Source organism: Streptomyces chryseus (assembly GCF_014650755.1).
In the GTDB taxonomy this organism is placed as follows: Bacteria; Actinomycetota; Actinomycetes; order Streptomycetales; family Streptomycetaceae; genus Streptomyces; species Streptomyces chryseus.
Genome location: NZ_BMVO01000001.1, coordinates 299,243 through 315,759, shown reverse-complemented (window position 1 = coordinate 315,759; position 16,517 = coordinate 299,243). Strand labels below are relative to the sequence as shown.

At 72.8% G+C, this 16,517-nt stretch carries 11 protein-coding genes; 5 read left to right on the top strand and 6 right to left on the bottom strand.

The genetic code is table 11. From position 1 onward, the window contains the following. The first annotated feature begins 9 nt into the window (after window positions 1-9). Window positions 10-999, top strand: a complete 990-nt coding sequence (locus IE185_RS01500) for a DsbA family protein (RefSeq protein ID WP_138897305.1) — start codon at window positions 10-12, stop codon at window positions 997-999. A gap of 96 nt (window positions 1,000-1,095) precedes the next feature. Beyond that, window positions 1,096-2,064, top strand: a complete 969-nt coding sequence (gene lgt / locus IE185_RS01495) for a prolipoprotein diacylglyceryl transferase (RefSeq protein ID WP_138897304.1) — start codon at window positions 1,096-1,098, stop codon at window positions 2,062-2,064. A gap of 113 nt (window positions 2,065-2,177) precedes the next feature. On the opposite strand, the gene IE185_RS01490 is transcribed toward lgt, so the two are convergent. From IE185_RS01490 to IE185_RS01465, 6 genes are read right to left on the bottom strand one after another with little or no spacing between them, the layout of a single operon-like run. Continuing rightward, the gene (locus tag IE185_RS01490; protein WP_138897303.1) at window positions 2,178-3,005 is read right to left on the bottom strand and encodes an HpcH/HpaI aldolase/citrate lyase family protein; all 828 of its coding nucleotides are present in this window, start codon (window positions 3,003-3,005) and stop codon (window positions 2,178-2,180) included. Further along, entirely contained in the window at window positions 3,002-4,222 is a 1,221-nt protein-coding gene (locus IE185_RS01485; protein WP_189714457.1) for a CaiB/BaiF CoA transferase family protein, read from the bottom strand. Before IE185_RS01485 ends, IE185_RS01490 begins: the two co-directional genes overlap by 4 nt. Beyond that, window positions 4,219-5,778, bottom strand: coding sequence for an ADP-ribosylglycohydrolase family protein (locus IE185_RS01480; protein ID WP_189714455.1), 1,560 nt, complete (start codon window positions 5,776-5,778; stop codon window positions 4,219-4,221). Before IE185_RS01480 ends, IE185_RS01485 begins: the two co-directional genes overlap by 4 nt. Continuing rightward, a complete protein-coding gene (locus IE185_RS01475; RefSeq protein WP_189714453.1) occupies window positions 5,775-6,932 on the bottom strand; it encodes an ADP-ribosylglycohydrolase family protein in 1,158 nt (385 codons plus the stop codon). The genes IE185_RS01480 and IE185_RS01475 overlap by 4 nt, the downstream gene beginning before the upstream one ends. 4 nt (window positions 6,933-6,936) lie before the next feature. After that, window positions 6,937-8,145, bottom strand: a complete 1,209-nt coding sequence (locus tag IE185_RS01470) for an ADP-ribosylglycohydrolase family protein (RefSeq protein WP_189714452.1) — start codon at window positions 8,143-8,145, stop codon at window positions 6,937-6,939. Then, window positions 8,142-9,257, bottom strand: coding sequence for an ADP-ribosylglycohydrolase family protein (locus IE185_RS01465; RefSeq protein ID WP_189714451.1), 1,116 nt, complete (start codon window positions 9,255-9,257; stop codon window positions 8,142-8,144). Before IE185_RS01465 ends, IE185_RS01470 begins: the two co-directional genes overlap by 4 nt. 220 nt (window positions 9,258-9,477) lie before the next feature. On the opposite strand from IE185_RS01465, the gene IE185_RS01460 reads away from it, so the two are divergent. The 3 genes from IE185_RS01460 (at window position 9,478) to IE185_RS01450 (ending at window position 16,514) form a co-directional block, all read left to right on the top strand. After that, a complete protein-coding gene (locus tag IE185_RS01460) occupies window positions 9,478-10,209 on the top strand; it encodes a VIT1/CCC1 transporter family protein (protein ID WP_138896532.1) in 732 nt (243 codons plus the stop codon). 292 nt (window positions 10,210-10,501) lie between these two features. Beyond that, on the top strand, window positions 10,502-15,061 hold the full coding sequence (gene gltB / locus IE185_RS01455; protein WP_138896531.1) for a glutamate synthase large subunit: 4,560 nt from the start codon (window positions 10,502-10,504) through the stop codon (window positions 15,059-15,061). After that, a complete protein-coding gene (locus tag IE185_RS01450; RefSeq protein WP_138896530.1) occupies window positions 15,054-16,514 on the top strand; it encodes a glutamate synthase subunit beta in 1,461 nt (486 codons plus the stop codon). Before gltB ends, IE185_RS01450 begins: the two co-directional genes overlap by 8 nt. The last annotated feature ends 3 nt before the right edge of the window (window positions 16,515-16,517 follow it).

Genomic DNA, 16,517 nt, shown 5'->3' with positions numbered 1-16,517 from the left:
GCTGCGGGTGTGAGTGACAAGAACCGTGACGGAAAACGAACCGCCCGCGAGCGCCTGATCCAGGAGCGCGAGGCGCAGAAGGCGCGCGACCGGCGCCGGCGGACACTGATCGTGGCCGGCGCCGTGGTCGGCGTGCTGGGCCTGGCCGCCGTGGTGGGCATCCTCGCCGCGAACTCGGGCTCGGACGGGAGCGGCGACGACAGCGCGAGCGCCGTGGTGGCCCCCCGGGGCGCGGGCGACAGGAACGGACCGATGATCCCGGTGGGGACGACGGACGCGCCGTCGACCCTCACGGTCTGGGAGGACTTCCGCTGCCCGGCGTGCGCCCAGTTCGAGAACGCGTTCCGGGACACGATCCATGAGCTGGAGGCGGCGGGCCAGATCAAGGTCGAGTACCACCTGGCCACCCTCATCGACGGCAACATGGGCGGCTCCGGGTCGCTGAAGTCGGCCAACGCGGCCGCCTGCGCGCAGGACGCGGGCAAGTTCGTGCCGTACCACGACGTGCTGTACCAGAACCAGCCGCCCGAGCCCGACGACGCCTTCAGCCGGGACAGCCGTCTGATCGAACTCGCGGGGAAGGTCGACGGACTCGTCACAGAACCGTTCAAGCAGTGTGTGGCCGACGGGACGCACGAGGGCTGGGTGCGCAAGTCCAACGACGCGTTCCAGAAGGGCAACTTCAGCGGGACGCCGACCGTGCAGCTCAACGGGGAGTCGGTCTTCCCGAAGAAGGGCGAGGAGCAGATCTCCCCGGAGAACCTCAAGAAGTGGGTCGCCGAGGCGAACAAGGGCAAGAAGGCCGGTACGGCCACCGCGACGCCGTCGGCGTCCGCCGCGTCGTCCGCGCCCGCCACCTCGTCACCGCCCGCCGCGCCCCAGGCGCCCGCGCCGCCGGCGTCCGTGCCTCCGGCGTCCATGCCCCAGGCGTCGGTGCCGCCCGCCACCGTGCCGCAGGGGTCGGTGCCCCAGGGGTACGTGCCGCCGGGCACGCCGTAGCGGCGGGGCGCCGGGCGGAGGCGCGTCGCTCGTTACCCAGACGTTGCCGGGTGGGTTGCCGTACCTCCCACCCGGCAGGGTAGCGTCGACCCTGCCATGGACCTTGCCTATATTCCCAGCCCGTCGACCGGTGTGATCGAGCTCGGACCGATCCCGCTCCGCGGCTACGCGTTCTGCATCATCGCCGGTGTCTTCCTGGCCGTCTGGTACGGCAACAAGCGCTGGGTCGCCCGGGGAGGCAAAGCCGGCACGGTGGCCGACATCGCCGTGTGGGCGGTGCCGTTCGGCCTCGTCGGCGGGCGGCTCTACCACGTCGTCACCGACTACCAGCTGTACTTCAGCGAGGGCCAGGACTGGGTCGACGCCTTCAAGATCTGGGAAGGCGGCCTCGGCATCTGGGGCGCCGTCGCCCTCGGCGCGGTCGGCGCCTGGATCGGCTGCCGCCGCCGCGGGATCCCGCTCCCCGCCTGGGCCGACGCGATGGCTCCGGGCCTCGCCTTCGCCCAGGCGATCGGCCGCTGGGGCAACTGGTTCAACCAGGAGCTGTACGGCCGCGCGACGGACCTGCCCTGGGGCCTCAAGATCTCCGAGGGCGTGAACCGCGAGGCCGGGATCTACCACCCGACCTTCCTGTACGAGTCGCTGTGGTGTGTCGGCGCCGCACTCGTCGTCATCTGGGCCGACCGCCGGTTCAAGCTCGGACACGGCCGGGTCTTCGCGCTGTACGTCGCGCTGTACTGCGCCGGTCGCGGCTGGATCGAGTACATGCGGGTCGACGAGGCCCACCACGTGCTGGGCCTGCGGCTGAACGTCTGGACCTCCATCGTCGTCTTCGCCTGCGCGGTGGCGTACTTCGTGATCTCGGCCAAGCTGCGGCCGGGGCGCGAGGAGACCGTCGAGCCGGTCTCCCCGGAGAAGCGCGACGCGAGCGGCGACGACGCCGACGACGCCGACCACGCCGACGACGCCGACCACGCCGACGACGCCGGCCGCGCGGATGGCACGGACGACGCGGGTGCTGACGCCGGGACCGGCCGCAAGGCCGACGCCGAGGCGACGGACTAGGCGTCCGGCGGCCCTCCCGAGGGCTCTGCACGACTACGGGCTGGAGTGCTCCTCGACGGGGGCGCTCCAGCCCGTACGTCGTTCCGGGGCCGCTGAGCCGGGGCGTACCCGGCTCAGGCGGGGGACCGGGACGCCAGAGCCAGGGTGCGCTGGGCCGCCGCCACCACCGCGGCGTCCACGAAGCGGCCGTCCGGGAGGGCCAGTGCGCCTCCCCGCGCGGCGGCCGCCTTGACGACCTCCTCCGCCTCCTCCACCTCCCGCGGGGTCGGCAGGAAGGCGCGCTCGATCACCGGCAGCTGGCGCGGGTGCAGCGCCGTACGGCCCAGGAAGCCCAGGGCCCGGCCCCGCGCGCACGACCGCGCGAGGCCCTCCAGGTCCCGGACGTCGGGATGCACCGACTGGACCGGCGGATCCAGGCCCGCCGCCCGTGCGGCGACCACCACCCGGCTGCGCGGCCAGGCGAGGCCGGTGTCGTCCCGTACGCCCAGATCGGCGCGCAGGTCCGCCTCGCCCAGGGCGACGCCGCGCAGCGCCGGGTGAGCCCCGGCGATCGCGTACGCGTGCTCGACGGCGAGGGCCGATTCGAGCAGGGCGTACAGCGGCACGTCCGGCATCCGGTGCGCGACCTGCCGCACCTCGGCCGGGCCGGTGACCTTCGGCAGGCGCAGGGCGGCCAGGCCGGGCAGGCCGGCCAGGGCGCGCAGGTCGTCGTCGGCGAAGGGGCCGGCGAGGGCGTTCACCCGTACGTGCACCGGGGTCGGCGGGGGCTCGGCGAGCAGCTCCGCGGTCGCCGAGCGGGCGTACTCCTTGCGGTCGGGCGCGACCGCGTCCTCCAGGTCGACGATCACGACGTCGGCGCCGGACCGCAGCGCCTTGGCGACCGTCTCGGGGCGGTCGCCCGGCACGTAGAGCCAGGTCAGGGAGGTGAGGGCAGTGGTCATCGGGTGCCGCCGGTCGCCCGGAGCGCGGCGATCTCGGACGGGGACAGGCCCGCCTCGGTGAGCACGTCCTCCGTATCGGCGTTGTGCGGGCGCCCTGCCCAGCGGATCGCTCCCGGGGTCTCGGAGAGGCGGAACAGGACGTTCTGCATGCGCAGGGGGCCCAGCTCGGGGTCCGGGACCTCGGTGATGGTGTCGAGGGCGCGGTACTGCGGGTCGGTCATGACGTCCCGCACGTCGTAGACGGGGGCGATCGCCGCCTCGGCCTTCTCGAACGCGGCGAGCGCCTCGTCGCGGGTGCGACGGCCGATCCAGTGGCCGACCGCCTCGTCGAGTTCGTCGGCGTGCTCGGCGCGGCCGCTGCCGGCGGCGAACCACGGCTCGTCGATGAGGTCGGGGCGGCCGACCAGGCGCATCACGCGCTCGGCCACGGACTGGGCCGACGTGGAGACGGCCACCCAGGCGCCGTCGGCGGTGCGGTAGGTGTTGCGGGGGGCGTTGTTGCGGCTGCGGTTGCCGGTGCGGGGCTGGACGTAGCCGAGCTGGTCGTACCAGAGCGGCTGGGGGCCGAGGACGGTCAGGATGGGCTCGATGATGGCCATGTCGACGACCTGGCCGCGCCCGGTCGTGGTGCGGGCCGCGAGGGCGGTCATCACCGCGTAGGCGGTGGCGAGCGCGGCGATCGAATCGGCCAGGCCGAACGGCGGGAGCGTGGGCGGGCCTTCGGGTTCACCGGTGATCGCCGCGAAGCCGCTCATCGCCTCGGCGAGCGTGCCGAAGCCCGGGCGGTGGGAGTACGGGCCCGACTGGCCGAAGCCGGTGACGCGGGCCAGCACCAGGCGGGGGTTGACCGCGCCCAGCTCCGCCGGGCCGAGGCCCCACTTCTCCAGGGTGCCGGGGCGGAAGTTCTCGATGATCACGTCGGTGGTGGCGGCGAGGCGCAGGAGGGCGTCGCGGCCGGTGGGGGCGGAGAGGTCGAGGGTGATGGTGCGCTTGTTGCGGCCGAGGAGCTTCCACCAGAGGCCGATGCCGTCCTTGGACGGGCCGTGGCCCCGGGACGGGTCGGGCCGGGTGGGGTGCTCGACCTTGATCACGTCCGCGCCGAAGTCTCCGAGCATGGTGGCGGCCAGGGGGCCGGCGAACAGGGTGGCCAGGTCGAGGACCCGCAGGTCGGTCAGGGGGCGGGTGGGCGCGGCGGTGGGTGTGGGTGCGGTGGTCATCGCCGGAGTGCCTCCGTGTGGGTGAGGTGGGCCAGGGTGTCGAAGCCGATGCCGTCCAGGCCGGCGACGGACGTGGCCAGGCGGTTGCGGAGGGGGTCGGTCCACCGCGTCGGCAGGGCTTCGGGGGAGCCCGCGAGGAGGCCGGCCACGCTGCCGGCCGTGGCGCCGTTGGAGTCCGTGTCCCAGCCGCCGGACACGGCGCGGCAGATGGAACCGGTGAAGTCGCCGTCGGCGTGGGTGAGGGCGGCCGCGATCAGGGCGGCGTTCGGCAGGACGTGTACCCAGTGGTGGTGCCCGTAGGCGGCGTGGAGGTCGTCGACGACGGTGTCGAACGAGGCTCCGGACGCCTTCGTGGCCGTGTTGATGCCGTAGCGGACCGCCTGGGACAGGCGGGACTTCGGGGGGACGACGGTCAGGCCGGTGCGCAGGCACTGGTGTACGTCGGTGGTGCCCGCGGCGGCCTCGGCGATGGTCGCGGCGATGAACATGGCGCCGTACACCCCGTTGGCGGTGTGGGTGAGGGTCGCGTCCCGGTGGGCCTGTTCGGCGGCTGCCGCCGGGTTCCCGGGGTGCGTCCAGCCGTGGATGTCGGCGCGGATCAGGGCGCCGATCCACTCGCGGAAAGGGTTGCGGTGGAGGGCGGTGTGAGGGGGCGTCAGGCCGAGGAGGAGGTTGCGGTAGGCGACGCGCTCGGCGGTGAAGGCGCGGCCCGCCGGGAGTTCGTCCAGCCAGAGGCCGGCCAGGTGGGTGGTGGTGAACGCCTTGGTGTGGCGCTGGAGGAGGAGCAGGCCGAGGAGGGGGTAGTTGAGGTCGTCGTCCTCCGGCATGCCGTCGATGTTCTCGGCCAGGGAGGTGGTGGCGGAGCGGCGGTTCCAGGGGTGGCGGGCGAGGAGGTGGCCGGGGACGCCCCGGGCGGTGAACCAGGTGCTCAGGGGCCAGTTGCCGGTGGCGGCGGCCAGTCTCCGGATCGCGGGGAGGGGGAGCTTCTCCACCGGCTTCCCGAGGAGGCAGCCGGCGGCCCGGCCGAGCCAGGCGGCGTGCAGGCGGTCGAGGAGGGGGGTGGCCGCGGTGGATTCCGTCAGGGTGCTGTGCGGTTTCCCGGGGGTGTCGGGGCCGGTGCCGCGCCCGGGGGTCTCCTCGGGCGCCGAACGTTCGAGCAGCACTGCGCCCGGTTCGGGGTGGTGGCGTTCGACGTCCTGCGGGGAGCGCCCCGGCACGGTGGGGTGCGGGGTGGTGGGGGGCGCCTGTCGTGTCGGCGCGGTGGGGGCGGCGGGCCAGTGGGGGCAGGCCGATCTGATCTGCCGGAGGTTCGTCGGCTCTGACTGCGCTGTGGGGGGCAGGAGTCGTGACAGGTCGTCCAGGAGCTCTTCCGCCAGGGTGCGCAGGTGAGGGGGTGCGGGGATGGGGGACGCGCCCGTGGGGGGTGGAGCCGGTGGGCCGCCCGCCTTCTGCCAGCGGGTACGGATCGCCGCGGCGTCGCGGCCGTCCTCCGCCGCCTGGCGCAGTTCATGGGTGAGCAGGTCCTCCGGCTGCACCCAGGTCAGTCGGACGCTCACGGTGCGCCCGTCAGCGCGGCGAACGTCGCCTCGTGGGCTCTGCGGCGGCGCGTGTCGCGGGCGTAGACCTCACGGGTCACGGCCGCCAGGGTGCGGGGCGGGGCGTGCAGGTCGGTGCGGCTGGCCTCCGCCACGGTCTTCGCCCAGTCGGAGGGGATCGCCGATTCGCCGTACAGCGCCCCGGAGATCGCACCGCCCATGGTGGCGATCGAGTCGCAGTCCCGGCCGTAGTTGACGGAGCCCAGGACGGTGTGGCGGTAGTCACCGCCGGCGACCAGGAGCATGCCGAGGGCGATGGGCAGTTCCTCGATGGAGTGCAGGCGGGAGGGGCGGCGGGCGGCGAGGGTGGGCTTGCGGTAGTCCGGGCCCACCGTGTCGAAGGGCGCCACGGCGGCGCGCAGAGGGGTGAGCGCCGACTCGAAGTCGTGGTGGCGTACGGCGGTCTCGGCCACGGCCTCGATCGCCGCCCGCGTCCCGTCCTTGGCGACGGAGAGGCAGGTGTCCACCACGGTGGCGGGTGTCGCGTCGGGGGCGCAGGCGGCCGCCACGGCGGCGGCGAAGACACCGGCCGCCTCGCGCCCGTAGGACGACTGGTGCGCGCCGGCCACGTCGATCGCCTCCGCGTACGCCGCGGCGGGGTTGCCCGCGTTCACCAGGCCGACCGGCGCCATGTACATCGCGGCGCCGCAGTTGACGATGTTGCCGGTGCCGGCCTCGCGCGGGTCCACGTGACCGTAGTGGAGGCGGGCGACGATCCACTTCTCGGCCAGGAAGACTCGCTGGAGGGGCAGGGCCTCCGCTTCCAACTCCGGGATCCAGGTGGGGGATTCCATCAGTTCGGGGACGAGGCGCTCGGCGACGGAGTAGGCGTCGAGGTGGTCGCGTACGGCGTCGTACACGCGCACCAGGGCGTGGGTCATGAGGGTGTCGTCCGTGATGTGGCCGTCACCCTTGTGGTACGGGGCGATCGGGCGCGCCGTACGCCAGTTCTCGTGGAACGGGCCGACGATGCCGTGGACGCGGCCGCCGTGGCGTTCGGCGATCTGCTCGGGCGACCAGCCCTCGACCGGGCCGCCCAGCGCGTCGCCCACGGCCGCGCCGACCAGGCTGCCGGTGGTCCGGTCTTCCAGGGTGAGTGGGGGGAATGTCGGCATGGAGTCATCCCTTCAGAAGGTGCGTGGTGAGGTGTGCGGCCAGCTCGACCAGGTCCGTGCCGGCCAGGCGGGGGAGGGCGCAGCCGACCAGGGTGCGGCAGGTGTCGCGCCAGCCCGCCGGGAGCGCGTCGCCGCAGAGCGCTCCGGTCAGGGCGCCGGCGAGGGCGGGGGCGGAGTCGGCGACGCGGGACAGGCAGGCCGCCGCGGGTACGGCCTCGGTGACGCGGCCACGGGCGGCGGTGGCCAGGGCGAGGGCCACGGGGACGGTCTCGGCGGCGGCGATGCCGTAGCTGTAGACGTGGTCGACGATCTGGTGCTCGAGGGTGGGGACCAGGGCGAAGGCGCCGACGGGCGGGTGCGGAGGGGCCTGCCGGGCCAGGCGGACGGCGTGGGCGGCGTTGCGGCCGATCTCGGTTCCGGCGGGGAGCTGCGCCAGGGCGGCGTCCACGGCCTCGTCGACTCCGGCGCCGCCGAGGGCCGCCGCGACCGCCGCGGCCATGGCGCGGGCGCCGTGGACGCCGTCACCGTCCTGGGTGTAGCGGGCGTCGAACTCGGCCAGTTCGGCGGCGGCGGCCGGGTCGCCGGGGTGGACGGTGGCGAGGACGGCGGCCCGGATGCAGGCGGCGTCGTCGAAGTAGTGCGGGTTGTCGTGGCCCGTCGCGGGCGGGCGCAGGCCGGTGGCGAGGTTGCCGAGGCCGGCGCGTACGGAGATCCGGGCGCGCAGCGGCAGTACGGCGGACTCGACCTCGGGGGCACGGTCGGCGGCGGCGGCGACTTCGGCGGCCAGCGCCGTCCAGGCGCGGTCGACCGCCGCGTGGATCTTGCCGGGGGCGGCGGCGAGGATCGTACCGGCGGTGAAGGCCGCCCACTCCGCGTCGTCCGAGGGGCCCAGGCGCAGGGGCTCGGGGGGCTGGTTGAGGGCGATGGGGACGGGCAGCGTGGTGGTGGCGTTCTGCTCGGCGAAGGTGTCCAGCTCGCGGGTGAGGCGGCGGGTCCAGTCGGGCATGCGGGCGGCGCGGTGGCGCGCGGCGGGCCACCCGGCGGCGTCCCCGGCGGCGAGACCGAGGAGCAGGCCCTCGATCCGGCGTGGACCGGCGGGTTCGTCCCGGTGGGCCGGGGGCGTCGCGACCGCCACCGCTGCCAGGGTGTCGACGTCGCCGGGCGCGGGTGCGGGACTCTGGGCGGCCGGGCCGGGGGCCGCGTCGGGGGTCATGGGGCGGTCCGGAGGGCGTCGGGAGAGGGGTACGCCGGGGGCCCGCTGTCCGGGGGTTCGTCGTCCGGAGGTGCGCCGTCCGGGGGTTCGCCGTCCGGGGGTTCGTCGTCCGGGGTCAGGAGGTCCGCCACGTCCAGGACGTGGTGGCCGCGCATGGACGGGAGGCAGCTGCCCCGCGCCGGGGCGATCACCGACGCCCAGGCCGGCGGGATCGCCCCCGCCCCGCACATCGCCCCGGCCAGGGCTCCCGCCACCGCCGCCGTGGTGTCGGCGTCGCGGCCCATGTTCACCGCGGTGAGGACCGAGCCCCTGAAGTCGCCCAGCGCCGCCGCGAACGCCCCGAACGCCAGCCCCACCGCCTCCGGGGCCAGATCCGTCCACGGGTAGCCGCCGATCACCACCGCCGAGCGCACCGCCCGTTCGCCGTCCGGGGCCGCGGCCACCGCACGGCGCAGCGAGCGGGCGGTCCAGGAGTCGGACGGGACGACGGACAGGGCGGCGGCGGTGACAGCGCCCGTGGCGGCGCCCGTCATGGCCGCCGCCACGCCCGCCGCCACCGCCTGGCCGCCGTAGATGCCCTCGCCCTCGTGGCTCACGCTGCCGTCGATCGCCACCAGCCGCGCCGCCTCCGCCGGGCGGCCCGCCGCGAACACGCCGAACGGCGCTGCCCGCATCGCCAGGCCGTCGCTCCAGGCGTGGCGGTGCTGGGCGGAGATCGGGGCGGCCAGGCCGCGACGGAGGTTCTCCAGCGTGCCGCGCTCGCTGAAGCCCGCGCCCCGGAACGGTCCTTCGTCCAGGTCGGCGATCCACAGGTGCCACGCGTTCTCGACGTGGGCCACGGTGAGGGCCGAGCCGTGGCGGGCCAGCAGCAGGCCGGAGAAGATGGCGTACTCCGTGTCGTCCGTACCGGCGGGGTCGGGGGACACGAAGCCTTCGATACGGCCCCAACGGCGGCGGATCTCGGAGGGTTTCATGTTCTCGGCCGGGGCCCCGAGCGCGTCGCCCACCGCCAGACCGAGCAGGGCGCCCCGCCCCCTGTCGCGGAGTGCGCGAACGGCGTGAAGCTCGCGCAGGGCCAGTAGCGCGCGGCCGTGATCGGTGCGGGATTGCATGCAATCAACTCCCTGGGCTCGTTCCTGGATCTGTGCCACGCGAGGGCCCGGCGAAGGCTCCGAAACGTCAGCGTCACCCGGTCGGCGTGGGGTCTGAGCTGCGGGTAAGTACGGCCTTCCTTGCTGGCGGGGCGCTCGAATCGTGCGTACTTTCGATGGTGTTGAGGGGGTGAGCGGGCCGCATTCGGCCCCGCCTCCGCGCGAGAGGGGAACGGGCGAAATGGCCATCATCGAGACCGAGGCGACGCTGCACGAGGCGCACCGCGACAACCACACGCACCGTGACGTGAATGGCGGTTGGCTGCGCCCGGCCGTTTTCGGCGCCATGGACGGTCTCGTCTCGAACCTGGCGCTGATGACCGGTGTGGCCGGCGGGTCCGTGGGTCAGCAGACGATCGTCATCACCGGTCTCGCGGGGCTGGCGGCCGGCGCCTTCTCCATGGCGGCGGGCGAGTACACCTCCGTCGCCTCGCAGCGCGAGCTCGTCGAGGCGGAACTCGACGTCGAGCGACGTGAGTTGCGCAAGCACCCGAAGGACGAGCTGGAGGAGCTCGCCGCGCTCTACGCGTCGCGGGGCGTCGACCCGGACCTGGCGCGCGAGGTCGCCACGCAGCTGTCCAGGGACCCCGAGCAGGCGCTGGAGATCCACGCCCGCGAGGAGCTGGGCATCGACCCGGGCGACCTTCCCTCCCCGCTGGTGGCCGCCGTATCGTCGTTCGGGGCGTTCGCGCTGGGCGCCCTGCTGCCCGTACTGCCGTACCTGCTGGGGGCCTCGACGCTGTGGCCCGCGGTGCTGCTCGCGCTCGTCGGGCTCTTCGCGTGCGGAGCGCTCGTGGCGAGGGTGACGGCTCGGACCTGGTGGTTCAGCGGGCTGAGGCAGTTGGCGCTGGGTGCCGCCGCCGCGGGTGTGACGTACGCCCTCGGCGCTCTGTTCGGAACCGCACTAGGGTGAGACACTATGCGGGGCTCCACATAAGTACTCTGTTACCCGGTGGTTTCGTCTTCGACACCACCGGGCAAGAGCCCACGACGCCGCAGGCAACGAAGCCTGCTCCGTGACGACCGGACGCATGTCGGTCTGTCCGCCGGTGACCTACCCGCACCGCTATGCGCGGTGTCCGCATGTTGGAATGCGCTATCCACTTCGCGAGAAGCCAGCCATCATGTAACCTGCACGAAATTTCGCGGAGGGCCAACGTCGTCCCTCGGTAGTTGCATATGCCACGACGACGACGGGAGTGCCGATGCGTTCCGACGCCTGGTCGCCCATGGACGGTCGCCCCGCCCAGCAGGGGATGTACGACCCCCGTAACGAGCACGACGCCTGCGGCGTCGGCTTTGTGGCCACCCTTACCGGTGTGGCCAGCCATGAGCTGGTCGAGCAGGCGCTGACCGTACTGCGCAATCTCGAACACCGCGGTGCCACCGGATCCGAGCCCGACTCCGGCGACGGCGCCGGCATCCTGCTCCAGGTCCCCGACGCCTTCCTGCGCGAGGTCACCGGCTTCGACCTCCCCGAGGCCGGGGCGTACGCCGTCGGCATCGCCTTCCTCCCCGCCGACGGCCCCGCACAGGCCGTCGAGCGGATCGAGGCGATCGCCGCCGAGGAAGGGCTCGACGTACTGGGCTGGCGTGAGGTTCCCGTCACTCCCGACCTGCTCGGCAACGGGGCCCGCGCCACGATGCCCTCGTTCTCCCAGATCTTCGTCGCGGACGGTACGTCGACGGGTCTTGAGCTGGACCGCAAGGCGTTCGTCCTGCGCAAGCGCGCCGAGCGCGAGGCCGGTGTCTACTTCCCGTCGCTCTCCGCGCGCACCATCGTCTACAAGGGCATGCTCACCACCGGGCAGCTCGAGCCGTTCTTCCCCGACCTGTCCGACCGGCGTTTCGCGACCACCGTCGCCCTGGTCCACTCGCGGTTCTCGACGAACACCTTCCCCAGCTGGCCGCTCGCCCACCCGTACCGCTTCGTCGCGCACAACGGCGAGATCAACACGGTCAAGGGCAACCGCAACTGGATGAAGGCCCGCGAGTCCCAGCTCGCCTCCGACCTCTTCGGAGCCGAGAAGCTGGAGCGGATCTTCCCCGTCTGTACGCCCGACGCCTCGGACTCCGCGTCCTTCGACGAGGTGCTGGAGCTGCTGCACCTCGGCGGGCGCTCGCTGCCGCACGCGGTGCTGATGATGGTCCCCGAGGCGTGGGAGAACCACGACTCCATGGACCCGGCCCGCCGCGCGTTCTACCAGTACCACGCCACGATGATGGAGCCCTGGGACGGCCCGGCGTGCGTCACCTTCACCGACGGCACCCAGGTCGGCGCCGTGCTCGACCGCAACGGTCTGCGCCCCGGCCGCTACTGGGTGACCGACGACGGGCTCGTCGTGCTGTCGTCCGAGGTGGGCGTGCTGGACATCGACCCGGCGAAGGTGGTCCGCAAGGGCCGCTTGCAGCCCGGCAAGATGTTCCTCGTCGACACCGCCGAGCACCGGATCATCGAGGACGACGAGATCAAGGCCGGCCTCGCCGCCGAGGCCCCGTACCAGGAGTGGCTGGAAGCCGGCGAGATCGAGCTGGAGGACCTGCCCGAGCGTGAGCACATCGTGCACACGCACGCCTCGGTCACCCGCCGCCAGCAGACCTTCGGCTACACCGAGGAAGAGCTGCGCGTCATCCTCGCCCCGATGGCCCGCACCGGCGGCGAGCCGCTCGGCTCCATGGGCACGGACTCGCCCATCGCGGCGCTGTCCGAGCGGCCCCGGCTGCTCTTCGACTACTTCACGCAGCTCTTCGCGCAGGTCACCAACCCGCCGCTGGACGCCATCCGCGAGGAGCTCGTCACCTCGCTGCGCTCCTCGCTCGGCCCGCAGGGCAACATCCTGGAGCCGACGGCCGCGACCTGCCGCAACGTGACGCTGCCGTTCCCGGTGATCGACAACGACGAGCTGGCCAAGCTCATACACATCAACGCCGACGGCGACATGCCGGGTCTGACGGCCGCCACGCTGTCCGGTCTCTACCGCGTCAGCGGCGGCGGCGACGCGCTGGCCGCCCGCATCGAGGAGATCTGCGCCGAGGCCGACGCGGCCATCGAGGCCGGCGCCCGCCTGATCGTGCTCTCCGACCGGCACTCGGACGCCGAGCACGCGCCGATCCCGTCGCTGCTGCTCACCTCAGCCGTGCACCACCACCTCATCCGTACGAAGCAGCGCACCCAGGTGGGGCTGCTCGTCGAGGCCGGTGACGTCCGCGAGGTGCACCACGTCGCGCTGCTCATCGGCTTCGGCGCCGCCGCCGTCAACCCGTACCTGGCCATGGAGTCCGTCGAGGACCTGGTCCGCGCGGGCACCTTCATCGAGGGCGCCGAGCCCGAGCAGGCCATCCGCAACCTGATCTACGCCCTCGGCAAGGGCGTCCTGAAGGTCATGTCCAAGATGGGCATCTCGACCGTCGCCTCCTACCGGGGCGCGCAGGTCTTCGAGGCCGTCGGTCTGGACGAGGCGTTCGTCGAGAAGTACTTCAACGGCACGGCGACCAAGATCGGCGGCGCCGGTCTCGACGTCGTCGCCAAGGAGGTCGCCGCCCGGCACGCCAAGGCGTACCCCACCTCCGGCATCTCCGCGTCGCACCGCGCGCTGGAGATCGGCGGCGAGTACCAGTGGCGGCGCGAGGGCGAGCCGCACCTGTTCGACCCGGAGACGGTCTTCCGCCTCCAGCACGCGACGCGCAACCGCCGGTACGACATCTTCAAGCAGTACACGGACCGCGTGAACGAGCAGTCCGAGCGGCTGATGACGCTGCGGGGGCTCTTCGGCTTCACGTCGGGCCGTGAGGCCATCCCGCTCGACGAGGTCGAGCCGGCCTCCGAGATCGTCAAGCGCTTCTCCACCGGCGCCATGTCGTACGGCTCCATCTCCCAGGAGGCGCACGAGACCCTCGCCATCGCCATGAACCAGCTGGGCGGCAAGTCCAACACCGGTGAGGGCGGCGAGGACGCCGAGCGGCTGTACGACCCGGCACGGCGCTCCAGCATCAAGCAGGTCGCCTCCGGCCGCTTCGGCGTGACGAGCGAGTACCTGGTCAACGCCGACGACATCCAGATCAAGATGGCGCAGGGCGCCAAGCCCGGCGAGGGCGGCCAGCTGCCCGGCCACAAGGTCTACCCGTGGGTCGCCAAGACCCGGCACTCGACGCCGGGCGTGGGTCTCATCTCGCCGCCGCCGCACCACGACATCTACTCCATCGAGGACCTGGCTCAGCTGATCCACGACCTCAAGAACGCCAACCCGGCCGCGCGCATCCACGTGAAGCTGGTGTCGGAGGTCGGCGTCGGCACGGTCGCCGCGGGTGTGTCCAAGGCGCACGCCGACGTGGTGCTGATCTCCGGCCACGACGGTGGTACGGGCGCCTCGCCGCTCACCTCGCTCAAGCACGCGGGCGGCCCCTGGGAGCTCGGCCTCGCCGAGACCCAGCAGACGCTGCTGCTCAACGGGCTGCGCGACCGCATCGTCGTCCAGACCGACGGCCAGCTGAAGACCGGCCGCGACGTCGTCATCGCCGCGCTGCTCGGCGCCGAGGAGTTCGGTTTCGCGACCGCGCCGCTCGTCGTCTCCGGCTGCGTCATGATGCGCGTCTGCCACCTGGACACCTGCCCGGTCGGCATCGCCACGCAGAACCCGGTCCTGCGCGACCGGTTCTCCGGCAAGGCCGAGTACATCGTCAACTTCTTCCAGTTCATCGCGGAGGAAGTGCGCGAGCTGCTGGCCGAGCTCGGCTTCCGTACGCTCGAAGAGGCCGTCGGCCACGCCGAACTCCTCAACACCGACGCCGCTGTGGAGCACTGGAAGGCGCAGGGTCTCGACCTGGAGCCGCTCTTCCACGTGCCCGCGCTGCCGGAGGGCGCGGTCCGCCACCAGATCACGACGCAGGACCACGCGCTGGAGAAGGCGCTCGACAACGAGCTGATCAAGCTCGCCGCCGACGCCCTGGCCGTGGACAGCGCCGAGGCCGCTCGACCGGTCCGCGCGCAGGTCGCGATCCGCAACATCAACCGGACCGTCGGCACGATGCTCGGTCACGAGGTGACGAAGAGGTTCGGCGGGGCGGGTCTGCCCGACGACACCATCGACATCACCTTCACCGGCTCGGCCGGTCAGTCCTTCGGCGCCTTCGTGCCGCGCGGTGTGACGCTGCGCCTGGAGGGCGACGCCAACGACTACGTGGGCAAGGGCCTTTCGGGCGGCCGGATCGTCGTCCGCCCCGACCGGGGCGCCGACCACCTCGCCGAGTACTCGACGATCGCGGGCAACACCATCGCGTACGGCGCCACGAGCGGCGAGCTCTTCCTGCGCGGCCGGACGGGCGAGCGCTTCTGCGTCCGCAACTCCGGCGCCACGGTGGTCTCGGAGGGCGTGGGCGACCACGGCTGCGAGTACATGACCGGCGGTCGCGCGGTGGTGCTGGGCGAGACCGGGCGCAACTTCGCGGCCGGCATGTCCGGCGGCGTCGCGTACGTCATCGACCTCGACCCGGACAACGTCAACTCCGGCAACGCCGGGGCGGTCGAGGCTCTCGACGACACCGACAAGCAGTGGCTGCACGATGTGGTGCGCCGCCATGAGGAGGAGACCGGGTCCACGGTCGCCTCGAAGCTGCTGGCCGAGTGGGACACCGCCGTGACCCGCTTCAGCAAGATCATCCCGTCCACGTACAAGGCAGTGCTCGCCGCCAAGGACGCCGCTGAGCTCGCCGGTCTCTCCGAGCAGGAGACCACCGAGAAGATGATGGAGGCGGCGACCCATGGCTGACCCCAAGGGCTTCCTGACCACCGGACGCGAGGTCGCCCAGACCCGTCCCGCCGGTGAGCGCGTCAAGGACTGGAACGAGGTCTACGTTCCCGGCTCCCTGCTGCCGATCATCAGCAAGCAGGCCGGACGCTGCATGGACTGCGGCATCCCCTTCTGCCACAACGGCTGTCCGCTCGGAAACCTCATCCCCGAGTGGAACGACTACGCCTACCGCGAGGACTGGGCGGCCGCTTCCGAGCGGCTGCACGCCACGAACAACTTCCCGGAGTTCACCGGGCGGCTGTGCCCGGCCCCGTGCGAGTCGGCGTGCGTGCTCGGCATCAACCAGCCGGCCGTCACCATCAAGAACGTCGAGGTCTCGATCATCGACAAGGCGTGGGGCAACGGCGACGTCACGCCGCAGCCGCCGGAGCGCCTGTCGGGCAAGACCGTCGCCGTCATCGGCTCGGGCCCGGCGGGACTCGCCGCCGCCCAGCAGCTGACCCGGGCCGGCCACACGGTCGCGGTGTACGAGCGCGCCGACCGCATCGGCGGCCTGCTGCGCTACGGCATCCCCGAGTTCAAGATGGAGAAGGTGCACATCAACCGCCGCATCGAGCAGATGCGCGCGGAGGGCACCAAGTTCCGCACCGAGGTCGAGATCGGCCGCGACATCGACGCCGCGAAGCTGCGGCGCCGGTACGACGCGGTGGTCATCGCCGCCGGCGCGACGGTCTCCCGCGACCTGCCCGTCCCGGGCCGCGAGCTGAACGGCGTCCACTTCGCGATGGAGTACCTGCCGCTCGCCAACAAGGTGCAGGAGGGCGACCTGACGGTCTCCCCGATCACCGCCGAGGGCAAGCACGTCGTGGTCATCGGCGGCGGCGACACCGGCGCGGACTGCGTGGGCACCGCCCACCGCCAGGGCGCGGCGTCCGTCACGCAGCTGGAGATCATGCCCAAGCCGGGCGAGGACCGTAACGCCAACCAGCCGTGGCCGACCTTCCCGATGCTCTACAAGGTCACCTCCGCGCACGAGGAGGGCGGCGAGCGGGTCTACTCCGTCTCGACGACCCACTTCGAGGGCGACGAGGACGGCAACGTCCAGTTCCTGCACCTCGTCGAGGTGGAGTTCAAGGACGGCAAGCTGGAGCAGAAGCCCGGCACGGAGCGGAAGATCCCCGCCCAGCTGGTCACCCTGGCGATGGGCTTCACCGGCACCGACCAGCAGAACGGTCTGGTGCAGCAGTTCGGCCTGGAGCTCGACGCCCGTGGCAACATCGCGCGCGACGGGCAGTACGCTACGAACGTGGACGGCGTCTTCGTCGCCGGTGACGCCGGCCGCGGTCAGTCGCTCATCGTCTGGGCGATCGCCGAGGGCCGCTCGGCGGCGCGTGGCGTGGACCGGTTCCTGACCGGGACGAGCGAGCTGCCCGCCCCGGTGAAGCCGACGGACCGTGCGCTGACCGTCTGACGT

Coding starts and splice junctions, on each gene's coding strand:
- IE185_RS01490 (WP_138897303.1), bottom strand. CDS start 3,005: ATGACCACTGCCCTCACCTCCCTGACCTGGCTCTACGTGCCGGGCGAC.
- IE185_RS01470 (WP_189714452.1), bottom strand. CDS start 8,145: ATGACCCCCGACGCGGCCCCCGGCCCGGCCGCCCAGAGTCCCGCACCC.
- gltB (WP_138896531.1), top strand. CDS start 10,502: ATGCGTTCCGACGCCTGGTCGCCCATGGACGGTCGCCCCGCCCAGCAG.
- IE185_RS01485 (WP_189714457.1), bottom strand. CDS start 4,222: ATGACCACCGCACCCACACCCACCGCCGCGCCCACCCGCCCCCTGACC.
- IE185_RS01475 (WP_189714453.1), bottom strand. CDS start 6,932: ATGCCGACATTCCCCCCACTCACCCTGGAAGACCGGACCACCGGCAGC.
- IE185_RS01460 (WP_138896532.1), top strand. CDS start 9,478: ATGGCCATCATCGAGACCGAGGCGACGCTGCACGAGGCGCACCGCGAC.
- IE185_RS01450 (WP_138896530.1), top strand. CDS start 15,054: ATGGCTGACCCCAAGGGCTTCCTGACCACCGGACGCGAGGTCGCCCAG.
- lgt (WP_138897304.1), top strand. CDS start 1,096: ATGGACCTTGCCTATATTCCCAGCCCGTCGACCGGTGTGATCGAGCTC.
- IE185_RS01465 (WP_189714451.1), bottom strand. CDS start 9,257: ATGCAATCCCGCACCGATCACGGCCGCGCGCTACTGGCCCTGCGCGAG.